Here is a 20,980-nt window from a genome sequence, read left to right on the forward strand (position 1 = left end):
AGTTGTGTTCGAAGACATGATCTCGATCTGCGAACCCGGTCTCGCGGTCAAGCACGTCCTCTTCACGCCTCCGTTTCAGTGGCCAGACAACGTTCTGACGCGAGTGGACCTTGGAGACAGGACTATCTATCCGCTCCTTGCCGTGCCAATCACTGACTCTGAGCGTGATTTCGTGTATGCGCACGGCGCCAATGAGTTGGAGAGTTGTTGGGAGAACTGGGACACCGATGTGCTTGAATGGAATCGACCTAGCTCGGTCTAACAAACGTTTCGAGCTGACTCGCAGATAGTCGTCTCACTCTGAAAGCGTTACGCTCGCAGCTCAAACGTCAGACGCTAGACCGATCTATCTGTGGGGGCTGAATGCACTACGAGACGATCTTCGACTATACGAGAGCCGCGCCATCTTGGATGCCTCTACTGTGGCTCGTCGGGTTCGTGGCCTTCATGTTCGGGATCATATTCCTCAAACGCCGCTTCGCCATCTTCCCGATTTCTTCGCGTCAAGCGCGTGGCCTTCGAGGCTTGGTTCTTGGTTTCGTGACATTCTGTCTGGCGTTCGTCGTTCTGGGAATGGTCGGCCAGCGCGTCTATCTCAGCAAGGCGATCGGAGAGGGGCGCACCCAGATCGCAGAAGGCACAGTCGACGACTACGCCTCTCACAAGGATGGCTATGAGCGTTTCACCGTTCAGGGAGTGTTGTTCGAGTACTCGGACGACGGACTGACCGCCGGCTTCAATCACACGCAGTCACGGGGCGGGCCCATCCGAGGGGGCTTGCAGGTGAGAGTGACCTATGTAGATGGCGACTCTGTGGCGCAAAACTCGATTGGTCGCTCCATCGTGAAACTGGAAATTGCACGATAGGCGATCACGGCCTAACAATGGCATCGAGCGGTCGGCGAATGCGGTACGCTTCTGAAGGCGCATGACCGCCGCTCATGCCCTAGACGTTAGGCAGAGGATGGGGACACGAATGATGCTGGTCGGAGCTGACACACTGACTGAGAACGACGTGATTGAGCACGTGTGCTGCTATCTGCGGTCTACGGGCTGGGAGATTGAGCAGAGGCTCACGACTCGCCAAACAGGTGATGACATCATCGCGCGCCGTCCGGACGGTATCCGGTTGTACATTGAGGCCAAGGGGGCGACTAGCGCGCTAGTCACAAGCAAGCGTTACGGCCGACCGTTTGACCAAGCCCAAGCCTCGGTTCACGTTTCGGAGGCTGCGTTTCGTGCTCTGAAGACGATTTCACGCAACGGCTCCGGCGGGCTAGACCGGGCCGGAATCGCGCTGCCGTCAAACACCCTGCATCGCCGCCTTATGGAGCCGGCTCTCTCGGCGATTCGCGATTTGGGCGTAGCCATCTTTTGGGTTCAGCCGGATGGCGAGATTGATGTTGCCTGTCCATGGGCCGTCCCTGCCTAACAAGCGAATCGAGCAGAACGCCAGGAGCTACACTGACAAGAAAGCGGATGCGCGTCTGCTCATTCGCCAGACGTTAGATGCAGGAAGGGGAGGGCTATGTCTGGACTAGAGGGTGTTACGTTGGCTGGAGATCCTGTGTTTCGTCACGCGCCGGAGACAAGCGTTTCGGGGCCAGCTTCATACAACGACGCGTATGCGGAAGCCGTCGTGAAACACATGTCGGCTGCTCTCGGGGAACCGAATGACATCATCTGGCACGAGGTGGTTTCGGACATGGTGCACATAGATGTGCACTTTATCGATCCGAAGACGGGCCCAAGTCGGCACGTGCTGTTCACAACTGGTATGAGCCATCGCCCGATGAACGTCCCGCCCGGTCATGATATCCCCGCGCTCACTGAGGTCATGATGGTCTTGCCGGGGGACTGGCCGCTGGATGAAGAATCACTTAGATCTGACCGCTATGGTTGGCCGCTGGGTCTGCTCGAGTCTCTTGCGCGTTTGCCGCATCAGTACGACACATGGCTGGGGGTGGGACACACCATTCCCAATGGTGAACCGGCTGTGCCCTACGTGGCAGGCACTGGGTTGTGCTGCGCGCTACTGCTTCCTCCAATCCAGGCGTTGCCTGATTCGAAGTGGAGCGTTCCGACTGACGATGGGCAGAGTATCTCCCTACTCTGTGTCTACCTGATTCATGAGGCGGAGATGGTTCTCAAGATGGAGAAGGGCACCGATGCATTGCTCGATCCCTTTGACGCTGCGCATGTACTGGACATCGTGGATCTCAATCGGAAGAGCTCAGTGCAACCGCCTCGCAAGAAGAGGTTCGGTCTCTTCTGATGACGGGTCCGCGCGGCCGCATCTAACAAACGTTTCGAGCAGACGGCGAAAGCGCTACTCTTTCGAAAGCGGCACGTCCGCTGCTCAAACGTCAGACGTTAGGTGAAAACTGCGGGAGGGGTTGAATCGTGTTTCCCACCAACATCAATGGCACGGTTGAGTTGCCCTCTCTTGGTCTGCAGGACATCGATTCGCTGTTGGCAGGAATTGAACGAGAGCTTGACGCCGTCGTGGCCAAGGACGTGGTACGCGAGGGGAACGTCATCTCGTTTCGTGGCGGCTTCTTTCGCTCGTTCTTCATCTCGAGATGGAACCTGTTGGTTCCGATTCGCAACGGCACGATAGAAGTGGTCCCCGGACCTGTCTTGCGGGTTGATTATCGGCTATCGACGGTCGAATTCGTGACCATGGTTTCCACTCTAGTTATCGTGGCGGCCCTGCTCGCAACGGTGAGCACAGTCTTCATGTTTGGTTCGGTCACGTTCCTGGTGTTCGCGTGGTTCTGCTTCATCGGCGTGAACTACCTGATCGCGATGCTTCGCTTCCCGTTCTTCGTGAAGCGTGCGGCGCGCAGACGCAACTTGGCAACGAGGCATGAGCCTTCTCGCAATCGATCTGCGAGTGATTCAGAGCGGCCTGACAGCTGGTAGTTCTTCACCTAACAAACGTTTCGAGCTGACTCGCAGATAGTCGTTTCACTCTGAAAGCGTTACGCTCGCAGCTCAAACGTCAGACGTTAGTCCGAACCCATGAACCCACTTGCGTTACGCAGCCTCGGTCGATAAGCTATACGTTGTACGAACGCTATATCGATGAGGAGTCCATGATGACGACTGTCACCATCTCGCCCAAGTTCCAGGTTGTGATTCCCAAGGTGATCCGCGAGAGCCTCGGGCTGCGCGCGGGCCAGCAGGTCCAGGCTATTGAATACGATGACCGGGTCGAACTGGTGCCTCTGCGTTCCGCCCGTGAGATGCGCGGCTTTCTGCGCGGGATCGCGACGGATGTGCCGCGTGAGGACGATCGGCTGTGAACGTCGTCGATTCTTCGGGCTGGCTTGAGTATTTCGCGGGCAGCGCGGAAGCGGACTTCTTCGCCGGCGCCATCGAGGCGACTGAGGAACTTGTTGTTCCGACAGTGAGCGTCTACGAAGTGTTCAAGCGTGTGTATCAACAGCGGGGTGAAGGCGAAGCTCTGCAGGTTGCCGCGCTCATGCAGCAGGGGACGATCGTTGAATTGAATGCAGCGCTTGCGCTTTCCGCCGCGCGCTTGAGTGCCTCGCTCGGCATCCCGATGGCGGACAGCATCATCCTTGCGACGGCACGCGCTCACGATGCCACGCTCTGGACGCAGGATGCGCATTTCGCGGGCATCGACGGGGTGATGTTCTCGGCGAAGAGGTCGGACTAACCAAGGCATCGAGCGGACGGCGAAAGCGTTACGCTTTAGGCAGCGCATGACCGCCGCTCATGCCTCAGACGTTAGGCCGAATTGGGGGAGTGGATGGCTGATCGACAGTACTTCTCTGTTCGCACCGGCAAGCATCCAACAGGCGGCCGGCTTGATTTCGATGGACTCAAGCGGCTCTTCTTGGCAGCATTCGATCAGCTGGAGCAAGACGGCTACTTTCAGGAAGTCTTCGGAACGCAATGCGTTGACGCCGGATGGATTCCTGGAACCGCTGGCAATGACATCGAGGCATTCTTCTTTCGTAAGCTGCGCAAGCAGTCGCTGTGGCCATTTGAGCCGTTCATCGGGTTCTACTCAGAAGACGATCTCTTTGATGTGATCGAACTGCTACATGACTGCGTATCGAAAGGAGTAGATGGCAACTACCATTCTTGGGACAACTGCGGTTGGCACTACAGCACATTCGAAGCGCAGGCGGGACAGAACGACTATAGAGTTGCCATCAACGAGATCCTTACGGAGTACGGTTCCGGCTATCGACTCACGACCCAAGGGGAGATAGTGGCCCTTCCTCCGATAGGTTTGGGCGATTTGGAAGAGGCGCCCGCTCCGCCAGGGGATGAGCGGGCGGTCCAGTCACGAATTACAGCCGCTCGAGACAAATTCCGGCGACGGGGATCCACGATGGATGAACGCCGTGACGCTGTTCGAGACCTGGCAGACGTACTTGAGTACCTGAGGCCCCAGGCAAAGGCGGTGCTTCAATCCAGCGACGAAGCAGATATCTTCAACCTTGCCAACAACTTCGGTATTCGCCATCACAACGCCAAGCAGAAGACGGACTACGACCCGGCCATCTGGTTGAGCTGGGCATTCTATTACTACCTCGCAACGATTCATGCGGTGGCGAGGCTGATAGAGAAGCGTCGGCTGTCACGGGAATCGGCCTAACAAAGGCATCGAGCGGACGGCGAATGCGGTACGCTTTCGTAAGCGCATGACCGCCGCTCATGCCTCAGACGTTATGTGTGCTTGCCACAAGCGCGTTCAGGGTTGACACATGCGACAAGCGTGTACACAATAGTGTCACGATTGGAGGCGCGATCATGAAGTTTGTCAGTGTACGTGACCTGCGAGGCAAGTCGGCTGAAGTATGGAAGAACCTGCCCGGCGAGCGCGAGATGGTCATCACCAGCAATGGTCGACCGGTCGCCATCCTTGCGGCGGTCAACGAGTCCAACCTTGAGGAGTCCCTCTCGGCATTCCGCCAGGCCCGCGCTGTCGATGCGGTCGCATCTTTGCAGCGCAAGTCGGCGACTCGGGGAACGGACAAGCTGTCGGCAGAGGAGATCGAGGCGGAGATCGCTGCCGTTCGTCAGAGCCGCGTCAAATGAGGATCGTTCTTGATACCAATGTTCTCGTGTCGGGGCTACTCTCGCCGTTCGGACCGCCCGGTGAAATCGTGCGCATGGTGTCCTCGGGGGAGATCACACTGTGCCTTGATGCACGCATTCTGTCGGAGTATGAGGATGTCTTGGCCCGTCCCAAGTTCGGGTTCGACGAGGACGCCGTCGCCGCTCTGCTCGACTACATAGACTATCGAGGCCATGCAACGGCATCCTCTCCACTGGGGCAGCGGCTGCCGGATCCGGCCGATGAGCCGTTTCTAGAGGTGGCTCTTGCCTGCGGCGCGGAATGTCTTGTGACGGGGAATCTCATTCACTTTCCGCCAGATGCGCGCCAAGGTATGAACGTGGTGGCACCCATTGAGTTCTTGGCTGGCTACAGGGTGCGCAGCGTCGGCCGCGACACATAACACGTGTTTCGAGCTGACTCGCACGAGGTTATCGTTCTCTGAGAGTGCAACGCTCGCAGCTCAAACACTGGACGTTAGACATGGTATTGACGAGTCGATTGCGAGAGTGACATTCTCGCGGGACTTACACTTTCAGGGGGAGGGGTTTTCGAAATGGCCTACGTGCCGCGCGAGTCTCTGTATACGCGAGTGGAGCGTCTCGTACGCGATCGGAAAGCCATGGCGCTCTTCATTCTCGGGTTTGTCTACGGAATGATCCGGCTCGCCGGTTTCTGTCTGTCGAGCGGTGTCTACTGGCCGCTCGCGCTTGGGCTCGGTATTGGGATTGTTGCGGTCTTGTACGCGCGTCGCCAAGCGCGCCTTCGCGAAGAGGCGGGTATGGCCAGCAGAGCTCTCACATTCTATCCAATACCTCGTTCACGGTGGCCTCAGCTCGACGAAGCTATCGCAGGCTACCGTGCGCTTACCGGCGAAGCTTCCATCGGTCTCGGGTATCTCCGTTCAGTAGATGTGGGCGACCGTGTCGACGCTGATGTGTCTTACGTGAACCGCGAGCCAGACGCTGACGGCATCCGTCGTGTCGTCAGTCCTTTCGGAGCCCCACAGGATGCAGAGCCGATGTATGTGTTTGACGAGCGGATGCTCGATACCTATACGGCTGCTGAACTCCTAGCAGTCGTGCTGCACCTCAAATACCGGTTGGAGTTCGCTGGCGGGGAGTCGGCTCGTCTCGCGAACGGAGTGTGTGAGGCTGACAGCAAAGCCCTCCTCTTGATGCGGGACCACGCCGCACTGCTGCGGGCGATCGAGAAAAGTACACGAAAGCGTGAGACAGCCGCACCGGGGATGGGCGTGATTCGCTTCGCTGACAACGAAGTCTGTGCGGCAGGCGTCAGTGACGCTGGTATTGTAAGAAAATGGTTGGTGCAGGACAGAGCGACAGCGCTTCGCACTCATCTCGGGGCGATGGCGTTCGATGTGCCCACGGCAGGGTAGTGGGAGCATCATGCCTGCTAGAAACCCAAGCGCGACATGTCTAACAAACGTTTCGAGCTGACTCGCCAATAGTCGTCTCGCTCTGAAAGCGCTACGCTCGCAGCTCAAACGTCAGACGTTCTACACATACACGGCACTCGCTCGCACGTGATACGGCTCTTCGAAGAAGCAAACGGCAGGGAACCGGCTGAAACGCGGTGCACCATTGCGTTCAACCTGAGAGTGATAAGGGAAGTGCCCACCGTGCTTCGTGCCTTGGAGGGGTGATATCCGTAGATATCACCCCTCCAGAAGTGTAGAACAAGCGAATCGAGCAGAACGCCAAGAGTTAGACTGACAAGTACGCGGATGCGCGTCTGCTCATTCGCCAGACGTTAGCACCAGCAGGAGGAATCGTGGGTGAACCAGGGGCTATGGACTCCATCGAGCGGCTGTCAATGGCGCTCATCTTCGCCGGACCAGTCTCACTATGGGTGCGCGCGGCTCGGCTCTTCGGCGTAAAGGTCGTCGCTGCTCCCGCTGTTGACAGCTCTTTGCTTCTTCGGGCGGAGGGGGACGCCTGCGCTGCTGTACGCCGTTTCGCCCTTGCACTGGTCGCCACCGTGATATGCCTTCTAGTTCTGCTACTTGCCGTTCTTCCGCTACAGGCGACATTCGTCCGTCCGCTGATAGGCGAGGGGTTCGATCTCGTCGCCAACTCCGCTTTGGCCAGCGGGATGTCTCGCTCGGCTGCAGGCAGCACCGCAAGCGCAGTGATCACTCTGCTGATTCTCGCATTCGGTCTTCTGAATGCAGCGCTCATCTCAGCAATCCCCGTGTATCTATTCCGGTCTGCCACACTCGCAGCCGCTCCTGCGGTCTCGGTCGCTCTGGCGCACCGCACCCAACCCATCGATCCTGACCGGCTGAACTCCTACCCTCGCGTTGCGTACGCGATTGAACGCGTCTTGGGCGGGCGAGCACAGCGCGCATGAGTCAGTCGCCTGCGATGCTAACAAGTGCTTCCAGCCGACTCACGCACGCGCTAGGCTGACATGAAGCCGCTCGTTCGCGGCTGAAGCACTGGACGTTAGACACAACCAGATGTCGGGGGTCGTCGGAATCGCGAGGGGGATCTATGGAAGTAGGAGCAGAGGTTCAGCCGGACAGTTCAGTGCGGACAGCCTACGAAGCGCCAGTGGACAGGCTTGAGTACGCGGGGTTCTGGATACGTCTGGTAGCACGGCTCATCGATCTGATTATCATGTATGCCGTCTCTTTCTGTGTCGGATTTGTGGTCGCTGCAGCATTGGTCATCATGGCCGTCATGACGGGCGCTTCATATGCGTCGGCGGCAGCGCGGTTCGGCGAAACGACGGCGCTGAGCTTCGTTTTGGCGCTGATCGCCAACGTGGCATATGGGACGTTGGCGGAGGGGTTTCACGGTTCGACGCCTGGCAAGATGGCCGTTGGCCTGACGGTTCTTGGCCAAGACGGCGGCTTCTGCAGCCCCGGTTCGGCGCTGGGTCGTTCGCTCGCGTTCTACATCGACACTTTGTTCTTCGCCTTGCCGGCGTTCGTCACCATGAGACAGACGAATCGTCAGCAGAGACTCGGCGACAAGTGGGCGAAGACGGTCGTGGTTCGGCGCAGGTCGGTTCATCGTTCGCAACTACGGCCCGTTGGCAGATTCATCGGAGTGACGTGCGCAGTGGTATTTGCCTACTCACTTGTGATCGCCGTGTCGCTGTTCTTCTAACACGTTTGCGAGGTGTGTCTAACCAACGTTTCGAGCAGACTCGCAGATAGCCGTCTCGCTCTGAAAGCGTTACGCTCGCAGCTCAAACGTCAGACGTTAGGCAGAAGTGGGGTAGTCGGTTGGACATCGGGGACGAACAGCGCCAAGGACTCGGGACGGCGTTGAACGAGTCAACTTTGCTCGGATTCGAGGTCTTGCCGGAACAGCGACTGGCGGCTGCAACCTTCTCTGTGCTTGCCCTGACGAATCACGGCGACCCCCCTGCTGACCCGCGTGTACAAATCATCTTCTCTCCTGTTGGGCGGGTTGTCGCCTCGTTGAGGGATGGCAGCTGGGACGATTGCCGTGCGCCAGCCAGACGATTCGAACTCAATGAACTCCTTGAGGTCGTGAAGGGGTTTGGAGGGCTACCCATCTATGGCTGGGAGTTCATCGATACAGACGACGCTTCGCTAGCAAGTATGGCGGGGCGTTACAGTCTCGATTGGACCTCGGGCGAGACGGGGGGTCTGTCTCACTCAATTTCGGTCTTCCAAGACGAAGCAGACCGGTATCTTGATCTGGTGGTTTGGTTCGATGATCTACTGGTCTTCACGTCTGACGGCACTCAGGTACCGCTCGATGACTTCATCGCAGGTGGTGAGCGCTGGTGGGATGCGATGTACGCCGGTGATTCACGAACCAAGAGCGCCGGCATTTTCCCCATGCCAAAGGGGCGGAACAAGCGGACGGTACTGCGTCGTCTACTGTCTCGCGTGCGACGCTCTCTCCGCGACTCTCCGCCGGAGCAGTCAGATGGCGGGGACTCCTCTGCCTAACAAACGTTTCGAGCTGACTCGCAGATAGTCGTTTCGCTCTGAAAACGTTACGCTCGCAGCTCAAACGTCAGACGTTCGACCGACCGGGGGGTCAGCTTGATCTGGGATGAATGGGCGAGCATCACGCGCTTCCTCGAGAGCAGCAGATTCACACTGCTGCCAGCGGCCATGCGGTGGGAGGAGTTGCTGCAACTCAACCCCATTGCTGCCAATCTCGAGTTCGAGGCACAGGGGACTCTCTATCGCGTTTCGCTTGACCAACATATCTCAGCCCTCCGGGACTTGCGACCTCTCTACTCGTCTGCGCTTCTGCTCTACTACGCTCTTGCTGAAGCCGCGGCCGCAGATCGGCTTAGTCGAGACGACCTTGTCGGCTGCAATGGAATCGAGGACTGGGCTGAAAGACTGCTGTCGGCTGCGGGTGTTGGATGGCTCAGTGAGGACGAACGGCTCGGTATCGTTGAAGTCGGCGTCATGCGGAACCTCGTTGCGCACGGCGAGCGCGAGTACTCCAAACGGGCAGTCGCAAAGTTGGCAGCAGCCGGCGTGTGCTCGCCCCCGTCTGTGGGAGATCGGGTCGTACTGGACTACGAGATTCTGAAGCAGTACCGCTCGCGACTGAAGAGTCTTCTCAACAGGGGTGGACTAGGCTCTGTCGCGGTCGAACAAGCAAATCGAGCAGACTCGCAGGAGATTGTCGTAACCTGACAGCGTGAGCCTCGCTGCTCATTTGCTGGACGTTAGATGCAGGAAGGGGAGGTTATGTCTGAACTAGAGGGTGTTACGTTGGCTGGAGATCCGGTGTTCCGTCACACGCCGGAGGCAAGCGTTTCTGGGCCGGCTTCATACAACGACGCGTATGCGGAAGCTGTCGTGAAACACATGTCGGCTGCTCTCGGGGAACCGAATGACCTTATCTGGCACGAAGTGGTTTCGGACATGGTGCACATCGATGTCCACTTTATCGATCCGAAGACGGGTCCCAGTCGGCACGTGCTGTTCACAACCGGCATGAGCCATCGCCCGATGAACGTTCCGCCTGGTCATGATATCCCCACGCTCGCTGAGGTCATGATTGTCTTGCCGGGTGATTGGCCGCTGGATGAAGAATCACTCAGATCCGAGCGCTATGGTTGGCCCATTACTCTACTCAAGACTCTTGCGCGCCTACCGCATCGGTACGATACATGGCTGGCCGTAGGACATACGATTCCCAATAATGAGCCGCCGGAGCCCTACGTGGCCGGTACCGGGTTGTGTTGTGCGTTGCTGCTTCCTCCAATCCAAGCGTTGCCTGATTCGAAGTGGAGCATTCCGACTGACGATGGGCAGAGTATCTCCCTACTCTGTGTCTACCTGATTCATGAGGCGGAGATGGTTCTCAAAATGGAGAAGGGCGTCGATGCTTTACTCGATCCCTTTGATGCTGCGCATGTACTGGACATCGTGGACCTCAATCGGAAGAGCTCAGTGGAACCGCCTCGCAAGAAGAGGTTCGGTCTCTTCTGATGACGGGTCAGCGCGGCCGCATCTAACAAACGTTTCGAGCTGACTCGCCAATAGTCGTTTCGTTCTGAAAGCGCTACGCTCGCAGCTCAAACGTCAGACGTTCGACATAACCTACCGCCGTCGCCGCTAGGCGTTCTCGATGTTCTGCGCTGTCGCTGGGGATTTCGCCGCAAGCTTCACTAAGGCTCTTGCTACACGCTGCGCTCCGCTTTTGCTGACCAGATTGGCATCATCCAATGCTTCCCGGAGGGATCCGGCAACTTGAGCGGTCTCATCAGCCAATGACTTCGGCCGTCCAACGGCGAACACCTGCTTTGCGGCGACCGAATAGACGGCCAGCTCGTCTGGTTGCCCAGCGATTCGTGCGGGGTCTTCGGCTCTAATGACGGACAGGATGCCTTGTTCATCCCACAAGAGTCCTTCGAAGGTAGCTCCTCCGGGTGCACGGTATACGTCTGGTCTGAATAGCCTGAAGAAGGCAAGCTGTCCAAGGAGCGCCAAGATCATCGCGATGGCTGCGACGAGCATCGCGAGCGTGGAATAGCGTTGTATGGCTCCGACGCCAAGCCACAAGACAATCAGGCTTAACGCGGTTGTCACAAGTGCGGATTTCTGGTTGAGGGCATCGCGTGCCTTTAGAAGGAGGATGGCCACAACTTCGAATATGATCACTGCCATGAGTAGGATCTGGCTGGCAACATCCGGTGACATGCGTTCCCCCGTTTCGCTGTGCGCAGTCTCGCGTGGTGTTTCCTCCATCCAATGTTATCGTGATCGGGTATGTCGAACAAACGTTTCGAGCAGACGGCGAAAGCGCTACTCTTTCGAAAGCGGCACGTCCGCTGCTCAAACGTCAGACGTTCGACGTAGTGGTTGACCGCGATTAGGGGGAGCGCGATGGTCTTTCCTGTTGCATTGGTGCTGGCTCTTGCATTTGCACTGCTGGGGAGGGTGCGGGCGGTTCAGGAATCTCTTCCTTGGACGATCGCTACTGCCATCTGCCTTGGCTTGGCGCTGTCCGCGATGGTTGCCAGCCCACCAGTGATGCTGACGTTCAGTTGGCCCTTCATTCTGGGCGCTTGGTTTTCGATCGGCTGGAAGACTGCAGTGGACTGGACTTGGCGCGGCTATGTGAAAGCTAGGCAATGTGCTCTGACGCCGCGCGCTGGCCTGCCTGACGCACGCGTGATGCTGATGGTGCCGTACAACACCGTCATCTCGGTTGTCTTGGCCATTGGCGCGCCGCTGGGCGTGTTGCTGTGGACGCGATATCTGGAAGGAATGCTCGCTCTGAGCGGCTATCCTGCCAGCCGCGTGTTTTCTCTTGCTCCGGCCGTGGTGTTCGGCCTTGCCTTGTTCGGTCTCGTCTCCTTCTGGCTTCTGCTGCGTGTGGCCCGGCGCAAGAACCCGTGGTACGCCACGCAGATCAAGCTCGCATGGGCGGCCGCGAGCACGGGAGCGCGCCGTCGGCACCTGTTTGATGAGGCGATTGCCTCGGAGCCAGCTGAAGAGAGGGCTAGTTGGGACACGTCGAACAAAGGCATCGAGCAGAACGCCAAGAGTTAAACTGACCTGCGAGGGTATGCGCGTCTGCTCATGCCTCAGACGTTAGACGCAGGGAGGTGTCGTTGGTGGACGAGATTGGCAACAGATTGCGTCGTCGAGCTGTAGTGCTCGACCTCGGCGGAGCACGGCTGCCGGAGAACGCGGACGCAAGCTGGTTCGGCCATGTTGGCATTTGTGCCCCAGGGGAGGACTGGCCTTTCTGGAATGGCCGCCCCATGGTGCCACTCTGCCAGCTCAACCTGAAAGAGATGCCCTTCCGGCCACCATATCTCGAAGACATCGACGCTATTGCGGTCTTTGTGGATGAGGAGGATCTCCCTGACGGGGCCGCCAACGGGCAAGGTTGGCTTGTTCGTACATATCGCGATCTTGACTCCCTGGTTCCGCTCCCCAGTCCCGGCTCCTTCTCCGTGCGACCTTTCCCGCTGTTTGCTCGAGTGGTGGATGATGACTTCCCGTGTTGGGACGACGTGCCCATCGAGCTGCCGGAGGACATCGCAGACCAGTACGAAGTGCTGTTCACGAACTCGGGGGGTCTTAAACTTGGCGGCTGGCCCACGCTCGTACAGTCGGAGATCTGCTGGGCTCCTTTCAGTCAGCATCCGGCAAGACCTGAGTACGTATTCCAGATTGACTCCACAGAAAAGGCAAACTGGTCATGGGGTGACCAAGGGGTCGCTTACATCGGACGAGGCACGGTTCTTGGGAGCACTGACGTATGGACATTGTCTTGGCAGTGCTACTGAGCCGCGTCTAACAAACGTTTCGAGCAGACGGCGAAAGCGCTACTCTTTCGAGAGCGGCGCGCCCGCTGCTCAAACGTCAGACGTTAGGTGGGGCACATGAAGGGGGGAGCGTTGGTCACTGGTCGCTATGTCGCAGGGATGGATATCGACTCTACGCCGGTGTTCTATTCGTCCAAGCAGCTCAAAGTCACAGGTATGAAGATCTCGTCGGGAAGCAGGGTGTATCCCGTTTCGACCATCACGACCGTGGAGATACTCGGGCGCCGCACCGTTCTTATCGTCGAGTCGCTGAAGATGGCAGGCGCTGGAGTCATGCTGCTGTTCATGGGCCTCTTGCTCTCGGGTCTCATGGGTGGTTCCGGTGCTTGTGTCTTTGGTCCCCTTCTTCTAGCAAGCGTACTTGCCTTTCTCGCGTCTGTCCTTTGTATCTTTGTCTTCATCTTTGAGCGCGAGGTACACATCTGTCCGTCATCGGGCAACAGCTTGATCGTTAAGGTCTATGACCTCACGACTGCACTTGAGATGCGGGCGGCCGTTGAGCGTGCAATGACCTATCACGCCAACTCGGCGGCAGGTGTACCCACGGTTGCAGATGAATTGAACAAACTGGCTGCCCTGAGGTCGCAAGGGGCCATATCGGAGTCAGATTGGGAAAGGGCGAAAGATCTGTTCCTTGGCAAGCGTCCAAGCGCGCAAGAGCAGGCTATTGAGCAACTGCGACAGCTTTACGAACTTCATCGCAGCGGGGTTCTCTCGGAGTCGGAATTCAACATGAAGAAGTGGGATATTCTCTCGCGAAACCAATCCCAAGCTGCGTTCTGAGCGTTTTTGCATGCGGTCTGAATAGCAGGCTGCGTACGGGCCCACCTAACAAAGGCATCGAGCAGAACGCCAAGAGGTAAACTGACCTGAGAGGTTGTGCGCGTCTGCTCATGCCTCAGACGTTCGACAGAACTGTGGGGGAGGGGAAGATGACCCAAGACGTCAGCATGGCCAGTGATGTGACTCCAGTGCGTCTTCGTTACGTTGTATTCACTGCCATCGGATGGACCTTGGTTGCGTGGCTCCTGTGGGTCGTGGTTGTCCTTGCGTCAAATGTGGCGGCCTCATATCTCGCATTGGGTTTGTGGGGAGATTGGGTCGATACCCACGCCTTGGTGCTCGGCTGGATCTACATTGTGTTCTGGAAATCCGTCGAAGCATTTGCCGTGCTGGCCGTGACGTCATGGGCGCATGCCCTCAATCGATCAGTCGTTTGGCTCCTGTTTTGCGAAGCGCTCCTCGACGTGGTGTCGGCTGCGCATGTTCTGCGTGGAGGTCAGGCGCAGACCTTGTGGGCTTTCGGCTACGATTTTGGTGCGGCGGGCGGTTGGCAGTATTCCTCCGTGACAGTGGCTTCCGCGGCAATCATCGTGGCAACTGTTTTGACGTTCGTTTGGTGGCGGTATCGTAGTGTGTCGCTACGTTTGCTCTTCTGGCCACCACCCGCACTTCGACGGGTCATGTCGAACAAAGGCATCGAGCAGAACGCCAAGAGGTAGACTGACCTGAGAGGTCATGCGCGTCTGCTCATGCCTCAGACGTTAGCTACAACAGGAATCGACTGGGAAGCAGGGGGATACGGCTCGCGCTCCGCGCTCGGACAATCTCGCGAATCCCGGCTTGGAGCAGTCGACCTGCAAGTGCGCAAGCGAAACGTTCTTGGAGCCGGGTGCCGCAGAGTCGGAAGGTGAGGAGAGCGTACGCCGTCTCCTCTGAAGAACGGCTTTCCCGCTTGTGCACGCTTCGGTGATCGCGCCACGAGCGACCTGCGAGATTGACGTTGGAATGGAATGACAGCGTGTAGCTAACAAGCGTTTCGAGCAGGCGGCGAAAGCGCTACTCTTTCGAAAGCGGCGGGGCCGCTGCTCAAACGCCAGACGTTCGATGGAACGATGAAGGGGAGACATCGTGACACTCGTATACACGCTTCTGTTCGTCGCGGCTCTCGTCGGAATTGTCGTCCGTCTGCATCAAGGATTCTTGGCTGTTCGGCTCCGGGCAGCTGCGAAAGCCGGTTGCGCTGCTTCAATTCTGACGCGTCCGGCAGACATTCTGCGGCTAGGGGCGGTAGCCGCAGTCGTTTCTACGGTGCTTTCGGCCGTTTCAGCGATGATTGCGCCGGGTTCCGGTGTCATCGAACTGGGTCTCGGCCTCTTTGCTGGCGTGTTCGTGGCCGGCATCTACTGGCGTTATCCTGCCGCGGCACCCATCGCAATTACCTCACCCGATTGGGAGACTGGCGAGGTCGGCGGCTACGGGATCATGCGTATCGCGCGCTATCTTTATGCGAGCATTGCCACCGCTGGGGCGATTGGAGCTGCCGTCGCTCTGGTTTCGCGTATGTGGTGAGTCTTCCATGGATGAGGTGAATCGCGGCGTTTCGGACTCAACGCGTCTCATCGAACAAACGTTTCGAGCAGACTCGCAGATAGCCGTCTCGCTCTGAAAGCGCTACGCTCGCTGCTCAAACGTCAGACGTTAGATGCAGACCAAGGGCCAACTGCTTGTGGGGGAGGGGATTCACGGATGTCGGGTCTTCTCGACAGATTATTTGGACGCGCACCTGAGGAGTCGGCTCCTGACCCCGATTTTCCGGCGACGCTCGAGGCTCTCTGGCGCCTGGCGGATGAACTTGGCCGCACGTCGTCGAAGAATCCTCTATACGTTCTGGATCTAGTCGGGCTCCTGCTCGTGCGCCCACTTGAACGATGGGATTACGATTGCACGCCCTTGAACTCACTGACGTTTGCTCACACGGGCGGCGATGGCGTTCACTTTGGTCTTCTGCAGGTCGAGGGTGTTGATCGCAAGGCGTGGCCCATCGTGATGACCGTCCCCGGTGCATTCAGTGACTGCAATCGAGTCATCGCGGGTGGCTTCGACGAGTTCATGGCCATCGGGGCGGTCAACGGCTGGTTCACTCTCGAGCAGCTCGTCTACGATCTCGACGGGGCATTGGAGTATCTCGCGACGCCCGGCCAACCGGATTCATGGCAGGAACGCGACGACATGGCCAGTCTCGTTCGTGAGCGCCTAGGCATCGTGCCTGTGCCCCTCACGCGTGAGAGACTTGATGAGTTGCAGGCTCTGTACGGGCCGGCCATTCTGAATGATTGAGAATCGGCGGTCGCATCTAACAAACGTTTCGAGCTGACTCGCAGATAGTCGTTGCACTCTGAAAGCGTTACGCTCGCAGCTCAAACGACAGACGTTAGCCATTGCATGATCGGGGGGCTTCATGCCAAGCACTCGCGAGAACAGGGTTGCAGGACAAAAAGCGGCCGTTGGTTTCGAGGACACAGCGCTGTACAGAGCCATAGCTGATTTCGCATCCGGCACAGGTGCCTCGCTGGGGGATCCAACACTGCTGCAGGACTTCTCGGACGCGCTTGGCGTTCGTATCGAGGCGGCTGTGTCCAACCCGATTCTCCAGTACGGAGTTCACACTGAGGCAATGTTTGAATGGGTCGTTCATGCCTTGGGCGGGACTGTCCTCTCGCAGCGTCTCGACAATGGAAGCGGAACTGTCCTAGAGGATGAAGAGGTGTCTTCACCCGATTTCCTGTTGGTCACTCAAGAAGGCAAACGATTTGTCGTTGAGGTCAAGAACTGCGCCTCCAAAACGAATCCGCCGCTGAAGGTGTTTCGACGTGTCTACCTTGAACGGCTCGCGACCTACGCAGATAAGCTAGGTGCGGAGGCCAAAGTAGCGATCTTCTGGTCTCACGCGGGGTTCTGGAGCATGGTTGACGTGGGCTTTCTCCTCTCAACCACAGACTCTGCGAAGGTTTCTCTGTCGATGTTCGACGCTCTTGCGGAATCAGAAATGGCCTCAATTGGGGACAGATGGGTGCACCTGCGTCCATATCCTTTTCGATTTCGCATGAGTTTCGACATCTTGGATCGCGAACCCGGCAATGGAAATCAAACAACCCTGAGCCTCAGGGTTTCTGACGTCGGGATGACCTTGGGCTCGAAGACGCTTGAGGACAAGACGGACAGCAAGGTGGTGTCGTACCTAGCCATGTTTGGAATGGAAACTGACGGTGGCGATGACTTTGTCTTCGACTCTGATTCGGCTGGGCACATCGAGTTTGTCGCCGGGGACGACCCGGAGACTGAAGAATCACAGATGCTCACAATCGGTCCACTGAGCTCAGTTCTAGCGCGTCATTATCGTCTGACGAGCTGTGATGAGAACGGACAGGTTTCGGGACTCGCGTACAATCGAATACCCGTAGATCATCCCATCAGGTTGCTTGCAGGTGGATACCAAGGTAGTCAGGTTGGCTTCATCTACTTCAAGCTCAGTCCTCGTCATGAATCTGATGTCGTTGAGTTGCATAGCTAGATTGCCGCAGGCATGGCTAACAAACGTTTCGAGCGGACAGCGAAAGCGCTACTCTTTCGAGAGTGATACGGCTGCCGCTCAAACGTCAGACGTTAGGCAGAAGTGGGGTAGTCGGTTGGACATCGGGGACGAACAGCGCCAAGGACTCGGGACGGCGTTGAACGAGTCAACTTTGCTCGGATTCGAGGTCTTGCCGGAACAGCGACTGGCGGCTGCAACCTTCTCTGTGCTTGCCCTGACGAATCACGGCGACCCCCCTGCTGACCCGCGTGTACAAATCATCTTCTCTCCTGTTGGGCGGGTTGTCGCCTCGTTGAGGGATGGCAGCTGGGACGATTGCCGTGCGCCAGCCAGACGATTCGAACTCAATGAACTCCTTGAGGTCGTGAAGGGGTTTGGAGGGCTACCCATCTATGGCTGGGAGTTCATCGATACAGACGACGCTTCGCTAGCAAGTATGGCGGGGCGTTACAGTCTCGATTGGACCTCGGGCGAGACGGGGGGTCTGTCTCACTCAATTTCGGTCTTCCAAGACGAAGCAGACCGGTATCTTGATCTGGTGGTTTGGTTCGATGATCTACTGGTCTTCACGTCTGACGGCACTCAGGTACCGCTCGATGACTTCATCGCAGGTGGTGAGCGCTGGTGGGATGCGATGTACGCCGGTGATTCACGAACCAAGAGCGCCGGCATTTTCCCCATGCCAAAGGGGCGGAACAAGCGGACGGTACTGCGTCGTCTACTGTCTCGCGTGCGACGCTCTCTCCGCGACTCTCCGCCGGAGCAGTCAGATGGCGGGGACTCCTCTGCCTAACAAACGTTTCGAGCTGACTCGCAGATAGTCGTTTCGCTCTGAAAACGTTACGCTCGCAGCTCAAACGTCAGACGTTAGACACGCCGCAGAGAGGAGGACCGAATGCGTGATGCGATCAATGCTATTAGGGCCAAGATCGGGGTCGAACCTCGACACTTCGGTCTGTTCGCTCGCAGGTACGTCAGTGGCTCTCGTCCATCATGGATGGAAGATGATGACGACCTGATGGAGTTCTTCCGCAACCAGGATCTGTTAATGCACGAAGGTGGTGTTGTCTGGGGAGCGTTGGTCCAAGCGAACACGCTGCTGTTCAGTCCTGGGAAGATGGATCACCCCGCGATGGTGATCTACGCCCCGGATCGCTCTCTGGATGCATGCCCCGAATGGCTCTCATCTGTCGCACGCGAGTTGTATCAGCTCAAGAATACGATGCCCGAAGAACCCGATCGACGTGAGCTGGCCTCGATGATCACTGATGAGATGGAACGCGGTTTGGGCTGGACCGTCCCCTCCAGTATCACAGGGGGAAAGCTTATCAAGTCCTCGTCGGTCATGGTGTTCCGGCAGCATCTGCCGCATGGTGTACTCAAAGGGGATTTCTTTCCGCTGCTATTCCACCCAGATACATCGGCCGTGATGATCGTGCCCAGTCGATACTGGTCGTAGCTGCCGTGGCCAGGGGCGCCGGGGTGTCTAACACACGTTTCGAGCGGACAGCGAAAGCGGTACGCTTCAGCAAGCAATACGCCTGCCGCTCAAACGTCAGACGTTAGAACGAGACCCATAAATCGTCTGAGGTTGTTACGCGTGAATAACGTTTGACGTTATTCACGCACAGCGTTATTATTCTTGCCATGATCATCTCGTTCCGTGACACCGACACAGCAGCTCTCGCAGGTGGCATGCGCGTCAAGCGCTTCGTCGCCTTTGAGTCCGTCGCGCGTCGCAAACTGCGGCAACTCGAGATCGCTGGTCAGCTTGACGACTTGAGGGTGCCGCCGGGCAATCGGCTCGAGGCGCTCAAGGGTGATCGCGCTGGTCAACACAGTATTCGGATTAACGATCAGTATCGTGTTTGCTTTCGCTGGACTGCCGCTGGACCCGAAGACGTTGAGATTGTGGACTACCACTAGAAGGTGATGATGATGACAACCGCACTTGCACCCGTAACGCCAGGCGAGCTTTTGCTTGAGGAGTTCCTGCTTCCTATGGGCATCTCGAAGTATCGTCTCGCCAAGGAGATCGGGGTACCGGCGCAGCGCATCGGTGAGATCGTGGCCGGTAGGCGCGCGATCACGGCTGATACTGACCTGCGTCTGTCCCGCTTCTTCGGATTGTCGGAGGGTTACTGGCTGCGTGCCCAGGTCGCCTACGACACGGAAGTTGCTCACGAGCGACTGGCGGGGGAACTCGACAAGATTCGGCCATGGTCGGGAACCGCGGCCTGAATCGGGGTCCGTTCTAACACGTGTTTCGAGCTGACTCGCAGATAGTCTTCGCATTGTGAAAGCGCTACGCTCGCAGCTCAAACACCGGACGTTAGCATCATCAGCAGGACGTTCTCGGAGTTGACGAATCGCTTGGGTGTTCGGGGAAACGGGGGGCGAAGACGTGGATCATCATGTCTCGGGATTGACGCTATCAACACGGTTTGTGCTCGCCTGTGTGTACAGTGGGCCACTCTCATGGTGGCCTGCGGTGTTGCGAGTCTTTGGCATCAGAGTGGAGCCGCTTCCAAATCCGCAGGAGGCTCATCTGTCGAAGGCTGAGGCGGACTCGTACAAGGCCACCCGCTACTTCTTGCGTGAGTGGATCGTGGTTGCCGCGGAAGTGATCTTCCTCCTATTGTGGCTCCCAGTCCTGTCTTGGCTCAATCGTCATTGGCTTGGGCCGCTCTTCTATGCCGTCTTTGATTCAGCGATGGGTTTCGGTCTCAGCAGGAAGGTTTCGGCTGATCTCGCGTACTATGTGAACGTTGCCGCCATTTTTCTCCCACCTGTCCTCATTGGGGTGGCAGCGGTCGTCTCGATTTGGATATTGACGGTTCGCTCGCTGCGTTCAGCGGCGTTCGGAGTGTCGATTGCCCTTGGGCTCGCGAAGGAGAATGCAGTCGTTGGCGACCAGCTGAGAGACTATCCACGGAGTCGCTATGTTTTGCGACGACTTCTCAAGCGTGATCCCGTGCAAGGCTGAGTATGCTAACAAACGTTTCGAGCTGACTCGCAGATAGTCGTCGCTCTCTGAAAGCGTTACGCTCGCAGCTCAAACGTCAGACGTTGGACGGACATTGAAGGGGTGAGCATGGGGTTTCTGTCGAAGAGATTCGGGCGGAATCGCAATTCTGAGTTGAGGCAGTTCGGGAGTCTGGCGGGTGAAGACGAAGCGACGCTGGCGTTGGATCGCGAGTTCCTGCCAGCAGTAGTCGCGGTGCACTTCCCGGGATCAAGGCTCACAGGAACTGCAGCGGATCTTCCGCTCATGCAGGAGATTCTGGCACACGGACCCTACACTGCCGATGCCGTTGGCGAGGCGGTCGCTCTCGGGACCGTGCTGGGTGACATTCTCTGCCACAGCCTCGATATGTCTTGGGTGCGGTACGTCGACAACGACGGTGTTGATTTGGCCTTGCGTTACCAGAAGACGTCGCTCACTGTTTTTCCGCGCAGCATGATCCTGAAGCGGATCGAGCAAGGCGAGGATCCGGACTTGGCGGATCTTCACGATGGGGTTTGTGTTGAAGTGCGGAAGATGCTTGCCAGTGGGGAGTATAGGTAGGTCGCCGTCCAACATGCGAATCAACCTGACAAACCTCGGCAAGTAAGCCGCGCTTCCTCCGAGGCCTTGTGGGCCTCGGTTTGCAGGTTATTCGCTAGACGTTAGGCGTATCACTGGATCGGCT

General features: G+C 57.7%; 30 protein-coding genes. 29 read left to right on the top strand and 1 reads right to left on the bottom strand.

Annotation, left to right across the window (positions count from 1 at the left end; translation table 11 throughout):
* From HGA39_09130 to HGA39_09205, 16 genes are all read left to right on the top strand, one after another.
* On the top strand, positions 1–262 hold a 262-nt coding region (locus HGA39_09130), incomplete at its 5' end, for a suppressor of fused domain protein (protein NTW29505.1).
* A gap of 101 nt (positions 263–363) precedes the next feature.
* Complete coding sequence (locus HGA39_09135; protein NTW29506.1) at positions 364–867, top strand: hypothetical protein; 504 nt, start codon at positions 364–366, stop codon at positions 865–867.
* A 109-nt stretch (positions 868–976) separates the two neighbouring features.
* Entirely contained in the window at positions 977–1,432 is a 456-nt protein-coding gene (locus HGA39_09140) for a hypothetical protein (GenBank protein ID NTW29507.1), read from the top strand.
* A 96-nt stretch (positions 1,433–1,528) separates the two neighbouring features.
* Positions 1,529–2,275: a suppressor of fused domain protein gene (locus HGA39_09145; GenBank protein ID NTW29508.1), complete on the top strand. Its 747-nt coding sequence runs from the start codon at positions 1,529–1,531 to the stop codon at positions 2,273–2,275.
* 128 nt (positions 2,276–2,403) lie between these two features.
* Complete coding sequence (locus HGA39_09150) at positions 2,404–2,925, top strand: hypothetical protein (GenBank protein ID NTW29509.1); 522 nt, start codon at positions 2,404–2,406, stop codon at positions 2,923–2,925.
* Between the two features lie 176 nt (positions 2,926–3,101).
* A complete protein-coding gene (locus tag HGA39_09155; protein ID NTW29510.1) occupies positions 3,102–3,308 on the top strand; it encodes an AbrB/MazE/SpoVT family DNA-binding domain-containing protein in 207 nt (68 codons plus the stop codon).
* Positions 3,305–3,685: a type II toxin-antitoxin system VapC family toxin gene (locus HGA39_09160; GenBank protein ID NTW29511.1), complete on the top strand. Its 381-nt coding sequence runs from the start codon at positions 3,305–3,307 to the stop codon at positions 3,683–3,685. Before HGA39_09155 ends, HGA39_09160 begins: the two co-directional genes overlap by 4 nt.
* A 93-nt stretch (positions 3,686–3,778) precedes the next feature.
* Positions 3,779–4,636 carry a hypothetical protein gene (locus tag HGA39_09165; protein ID NTW29512.1) on the top strand — a complete coding sequence of 286 codons (858 nt, stop codon included), beginning with the start codon at positions 3,779–3,781 and terminating at the stop codon, positions 4,634–4,636.
* Between the two features lie 155 nt (positions 4,637–4,791).
* Positions 4,792–5,079, top strand: coding sequence for a type II toxin-antitoxin system Phd/YefM family antitoxin (locus HGA39_09170; GenBank protein ID NTW29513.1), 288 nt, complete (start codon positions 4,792–4,794; stop codon positions 5,077–5,079).
* The gene (locus HGA39_09175) at positions 5,076–5,501 is read left to right on the top strand and encodes a putative toxin-antitoxin system toxin component, PIN family (protein NTW29514.1); all 426 of its coding nucleotides are present in this window, start codon (positions 5,076–5,078) and stop codon (positions 5,499–5,501) included. The genes HGA39_09170 and HGA39_09175 overlap by 4 nt, the downstream gene beginning before the upstream one ends.
* 153 nt (positions 5,502–5,654) lie before the next feature.
* Positions 5,655–6,497 (top strand): hypothetical protein, encoded by an 843-nt coding sequence (locus tag HGA39_09180; protein ID NTW29515.1) that lies wholly within the window; start codon positions 5,655–5,657, stop codon positions 6,495–6,497.
* A 395-nt stretch (positions 6,498–6,892) separates the two neighbouring features.
* On the top strand, positions 6,893–7,471 hold the full coding sequence (locus tag HGA39_09185) for a hypothetical protein (GenBank protein ID NTW29516.1): 579 nt from the start codon (positions 6,893–6,895) through the stop codon (positions 7,469–7,471).
* Between the two features lie 143 nt (positions 7,472–7,614).
* The gene (locus HGA39_09190) at positions 7,615–8,235 is read left to right on the top strand and encodes an RDD family protein (protein NTW29517.1); all 621 of its coding nucleotides are present in this window, start codon (positions 7,615–7,617) and stop codon (positions 8,233–8,235) included.
* A gap of 161 nt (positions 8,236–8,396) precedes the next feature.
* Positions 8,397–9,053, top strand: a complete 657-nt coding sequence (locus HGA39_09195) for a hypothetical protein (GenBank protein ID NTW29518.1) — start codon at positions 8,397–8,399, stop codon at positions 9,051–9,053.
* Positions 9,054–9,149: 96 nt separating this feature from the next.
* Positions 9,150–9,761 (top strand): hypothetical protein, encoded by a 612-nt coding sequence (locus tag HGA39_09200; GenBank protein ID NTW29519.1) that lies wholly within the window; start codon positions 9,150–9,152, stop codon positions 9,759–9,761.
* Between the two features lie 54 nt (positions 9,762–9,815).
* Positions 9,816–10,562 (top strand): suppressor of fused domain protein, encoded by a 747-nt coding sequence (locus HGA39_09205; protein NTW29520.1) that lies wholly within the window; start codon positions 9,816–9,818, stop codon positions 10,560–10,562.
* Positions 10,563–10,688: 126 nt separating this feature from the next.
* On the opposite strand, the gene HGA39_09210 is transcribed toward HGA39_09205, so the two are convergent.
* Positions 10,689–11,273: a hypothetical protein gene (locus HGA39_09210; protein NTW29521.1), complete on the bottom strand. Its 585-nt coding sequence runs from the start codon at positions 11,271–11,273 to the stop codon at positions 10,689–10,691.
* A gap of 186 nt (positions 11,274–11,459) precedes the next feature.
* Here HGA39_09210 and HGA39_09215 point away from each other — a divergent pair, with 186 nt between their 5' ends.
* The 13 genes from HGA39_09215 to HGA39_09275 all read left to right on the top strand — a co-directional run bounded on the left by HGA39_09215 (position 11,460) and on the right by HGA39_09275 (position 20,856).
* Positions 11,460–12,128: a hypothetical protein gene (locus HGA39_09215; GenBank protein ID NTW29522.1), complete on the top strand. Its 669-nt coding sequence runs from the start codon at positions 11,460–11,462 to the stop codon at positions 12,126–12,128.
* A 128-nt stretch (positions 12,129–12,256) separates the two neighbouring features.
* A complete protein-coding gene (locus tag HGA39_09220; protein NTW29523.1) occupies positions 12,257–12,874 on the top strand; it encodes a DUF1963 domain-containing protein in 618 nt (205 codons plus the stop codon).
* A 96-nt stretch (positions 12,875–12,970) separates the two neighbouring features.
* Positions 12,971–13,696: an SHOCT domain-containing protein gene (locus HGA39_09225; protein NTW29524.1), complete on the top strand. Its 726-nt coding sequence runs from the start codon at positions 12,971–12,973 to the stop codon at positions 13,694–13,696.
* 149 nt (positions 13,697–13,845) lie between these two features.
* The gene (locus HGA39_09230; protein NTW29525.1) at positions 13,846–14,415 is read left to right on the top strand and encodes a hypothetical protein; all 570 of its coding nucleotides are present in this window, start codon (positions 13,846–13,848) and stop codon (positions 14,413–14,415) included.
* Positions 14,416–14,824: 409 nt separating this feature from the next.
* Positions 14,825–15,265, top strand: coding sequence for a hypothetical protein (locus tag HGA39_09235; GenBank protein ID NTW29526.1), 441 nt, complete (start codon positions 14,825–14,827; stop codon positions 15,263–15,265).
* 177 nt (positions 15,266–15,442) lie between these two features.
* Positions 15,443–16,033, top strand: a complete 591-nt coding sequence (locus tag HGA39_09240; protein NTW29527.1) for a hypothetical protein — start codon at positions 15,443–15,445, stop codon at positions 16,031–16,033.
* A 121-nt stretch (positions 16,034–16,154) separates the two neighbouring features.
* A complete protein-coding gene (locus HGA39_09245; GenBank protein NTW29528.1) occupies positions 16,155–17,267 on the top strand; it encodes a hypothetical protein in 1,113 nt (370 codons plus the stop codon).
* Between the two features lie 157 nt (positions 17,268–17,424).
* Entirely contained in the window at positions 17,425–18,081 is a 657-nt protein-coding gene (locus tag HGA39_09250) for a hypothetical protein (GenBank protein NTW29529.1), read from the top strand.
* Between the two features lie 102 nt (positions 18,082–18,183).
* Complete coding sequence (locus tag HGA39_09255; GenBank protein NTW29530.1) at positions 18,184–18,747, top strand: hypothetical protein; 564 nt, start codon at positions 18,184–18,186, stop codon at positions 18,745–18,747.
* 188 nt (positions 18,748–18,935) lie between these two features.
* A complete protein-coding gene (locus HGA39_09260; protein ID NTW29531.1) occupies positions 18,936–19,214 on the top strand; it encodes an excinuclease ABC subunit A in 279 nt (92 codons plus the stop codon).
* A 12-nt stretch (positions 19,215–19,226) separates the two neighbouring features.
* Complete coding sequence (locus HGA39_09265) at positions 19,227–19,529, top strand: HigA family addiction module antidote protein (GenBank protein ID NTW29532.1); 303 nt, start codon at positions 19,227–19,229, stop codon at positions 19,527–19,529.
* 163 nt (positions 19,530–19,692) lie between these two features.
* Positions 19,693–20,274 (top strand): hypothetical protein, encoded by a 582-nt coding sequence (locus tag HGA39_09270; GenBank protein NTW29533.1) that lies wholly within the window; start codon positions 19,693–19,695, stop codon positions 20,272–20,274.
* Positions 20,275–20,382: 108 nt separating this feature from the next.
* The gene (locus HGA39_09275) at positions 20,383–20,856 is read left to right on the top strand and encodes a DUF3806 domain-containing protein (GenBank protein NTW29534.1); all 474 of its coding nucleotides are present in this window, start codon (positions 20,383–20,385) and stop codon (positions 20,854–20,856) included.
* The last annotated feature ends 124 nt before the right edge of the window (positions 20,857–20,980 follow it).

The organism is Coriobacteriia bacterium (assembly GCA_013336165.1).
In the GTDB taxonomy this organism is placed as follows: Bacteria; Actinomycetota; Coriobacteriia; order Anaerosomatales; family JAAXUF01; genus JAAXUF01.

What these genes read in the sequence shown, in the direction of transcription:
- HGA39_09135 (NTW29506.1), top strand. Translation starts at nt 364, where the DNA reads ATGCACTACGAGACGATCTTCGACTATACGAGAGCCGCGCCATCTTGG.
- HGA39_09140 (NTW29507.1), top strand. Translation starts at nt 977, where the DNA reads ATGATGCTGGTCGGAGCTGACACACTGACTGAGAACGACGTGATTGAG.
- HGA39_09145 (NTW29508.1), top strand. Translation starts at nt 1,529, where the DNA reads ATGTCTGGACTAGAGGGTGTTACGTTGGCTGGAGATCCTGTGTTTCGT.
- HGA39_09155 (NTW29510.1), top strand. Translation starts at nt 3,102, where the DNA reads ATGACGACTGTCACCATCTCGCCCAAGTTCCAGGTTGTGATTCCCAAG.
- HGA39_09165 (NTW29512.1), top strand. Translation starts at nt 3,779, where the DNA reads ATGGCTGATCGACAGTACTTCTCTGTTCGCACCGGCAAGCATCCAACA.
- HGA39_09170 (NTW29513.1), top strand. Translation starts at nt 4,792, where the DNA reads ATGAAGTTTGTCAGTGTACGTGACCTGCGAGGCAAGTCGGCTGAAGTA.
- HGA39_09175 (NTW29514.1), top strand. Translation starts at nt 5,076, where the DNA reads ATGAGGATCGTTCTTGATACCAATGTTCTCGTGTCGGGGCTACTCTCG.
- HGA39_09180 (NTW29515.1), top strand. Translation starts at nt 5,655, where the DNA reads ATGGCCTACGTGCCGCGCGAGTCTCTGTATACGCGAGTGGAGCGTCTC.
- HGA39_09190 (NTW29517.1), top strand. Translation starts at nt 7,615, where the DNA reads ATGGAAGTAGGAGCAGAGGTTCAGCCGGACAGTTCAGTGCGGACAGCC.
- HGA39_09205 (NTW29520.1), top strand. Translation starts at nt 9,816, where the DNA reads ATGTCTGAACTAGAGGGTGTTACGTTGGCTGGAGATCCGGTGTTCCGT.
- HGA39_09210 (NTW29521.1), bottom strand. Translation starts at nt 11,273, where the DNA reads ATGTCACCGGATGTTGCCAGCCAGATCCTACTCATGGCAGTGATCATA.
- HGA39_09215 (NTW29522.1), top strand. Translation starts at nt 11,460, where the DNA reads ATGGTCTTTCCTGTTGCATTGGTGCTGGCTCTTGCATTTGCACTGCTG.
- HGA39_09225 (NTW29524.1), top strand. Translation starts at nt 12,971, where the DNA reads ATGAAGGGGGGAGCGTTGGTCACTGGTCGCTATGTCGCAGGGATGGAT.
- HGA39_09230 (NTW29525.1), top strand. Translation starts at nt 13,846, where the DNA reads ATGACCCAAGACGTCAGCATGGCCAGTGATGTGACTCCAGTGCGTCTT.
- HGA39_09240 (NTW29527.1), top strand. Translation starts at nt 15,443, where the DNA reads ATGTCGGGTCTTCTCGACAGATTATTTGGACGCGCACCTGAGGAGTCG.
- HGA39_09245 (NTW29528.1), top strand. Translation starts at nt 16,155, where the DNA reads ATGCCAAGCACTCGCGAGAACAGGGTTGCAGGACAAAAAGCGGCCGTT.
- HGA39_09255 (NTW29530.1), top strand. Translation starts at nt 18,184, where the DNA reads ATGCGTGATGCGATCAATGCTATTAGGGCCAAGATCGGGGTCGAACCT.
- HGA39_09260 (NTW29531.1), top strand. Translation starts at nt 18,936, where the DNA reads ATGATCATCTCGTTCCGTGACACCGACACAGCAGCTCTCGCAGGTGGC.
- HGA39_09265 (NTW29532.1), top strand. Translation starts at nt 19,227, where the DNA reads ATGACAACCGCACTTGCACCCGTAACGCCAGGCGAGCTTTTGCTTGAG.
- HGA39_09275 (NTW29534.1), top strand. Translation starts at nt 20,383, where the DNA reads ATGGGGTTTCTGTCGAAGAGATTCGGGCGGAATCGCAATTCTGAGTTG.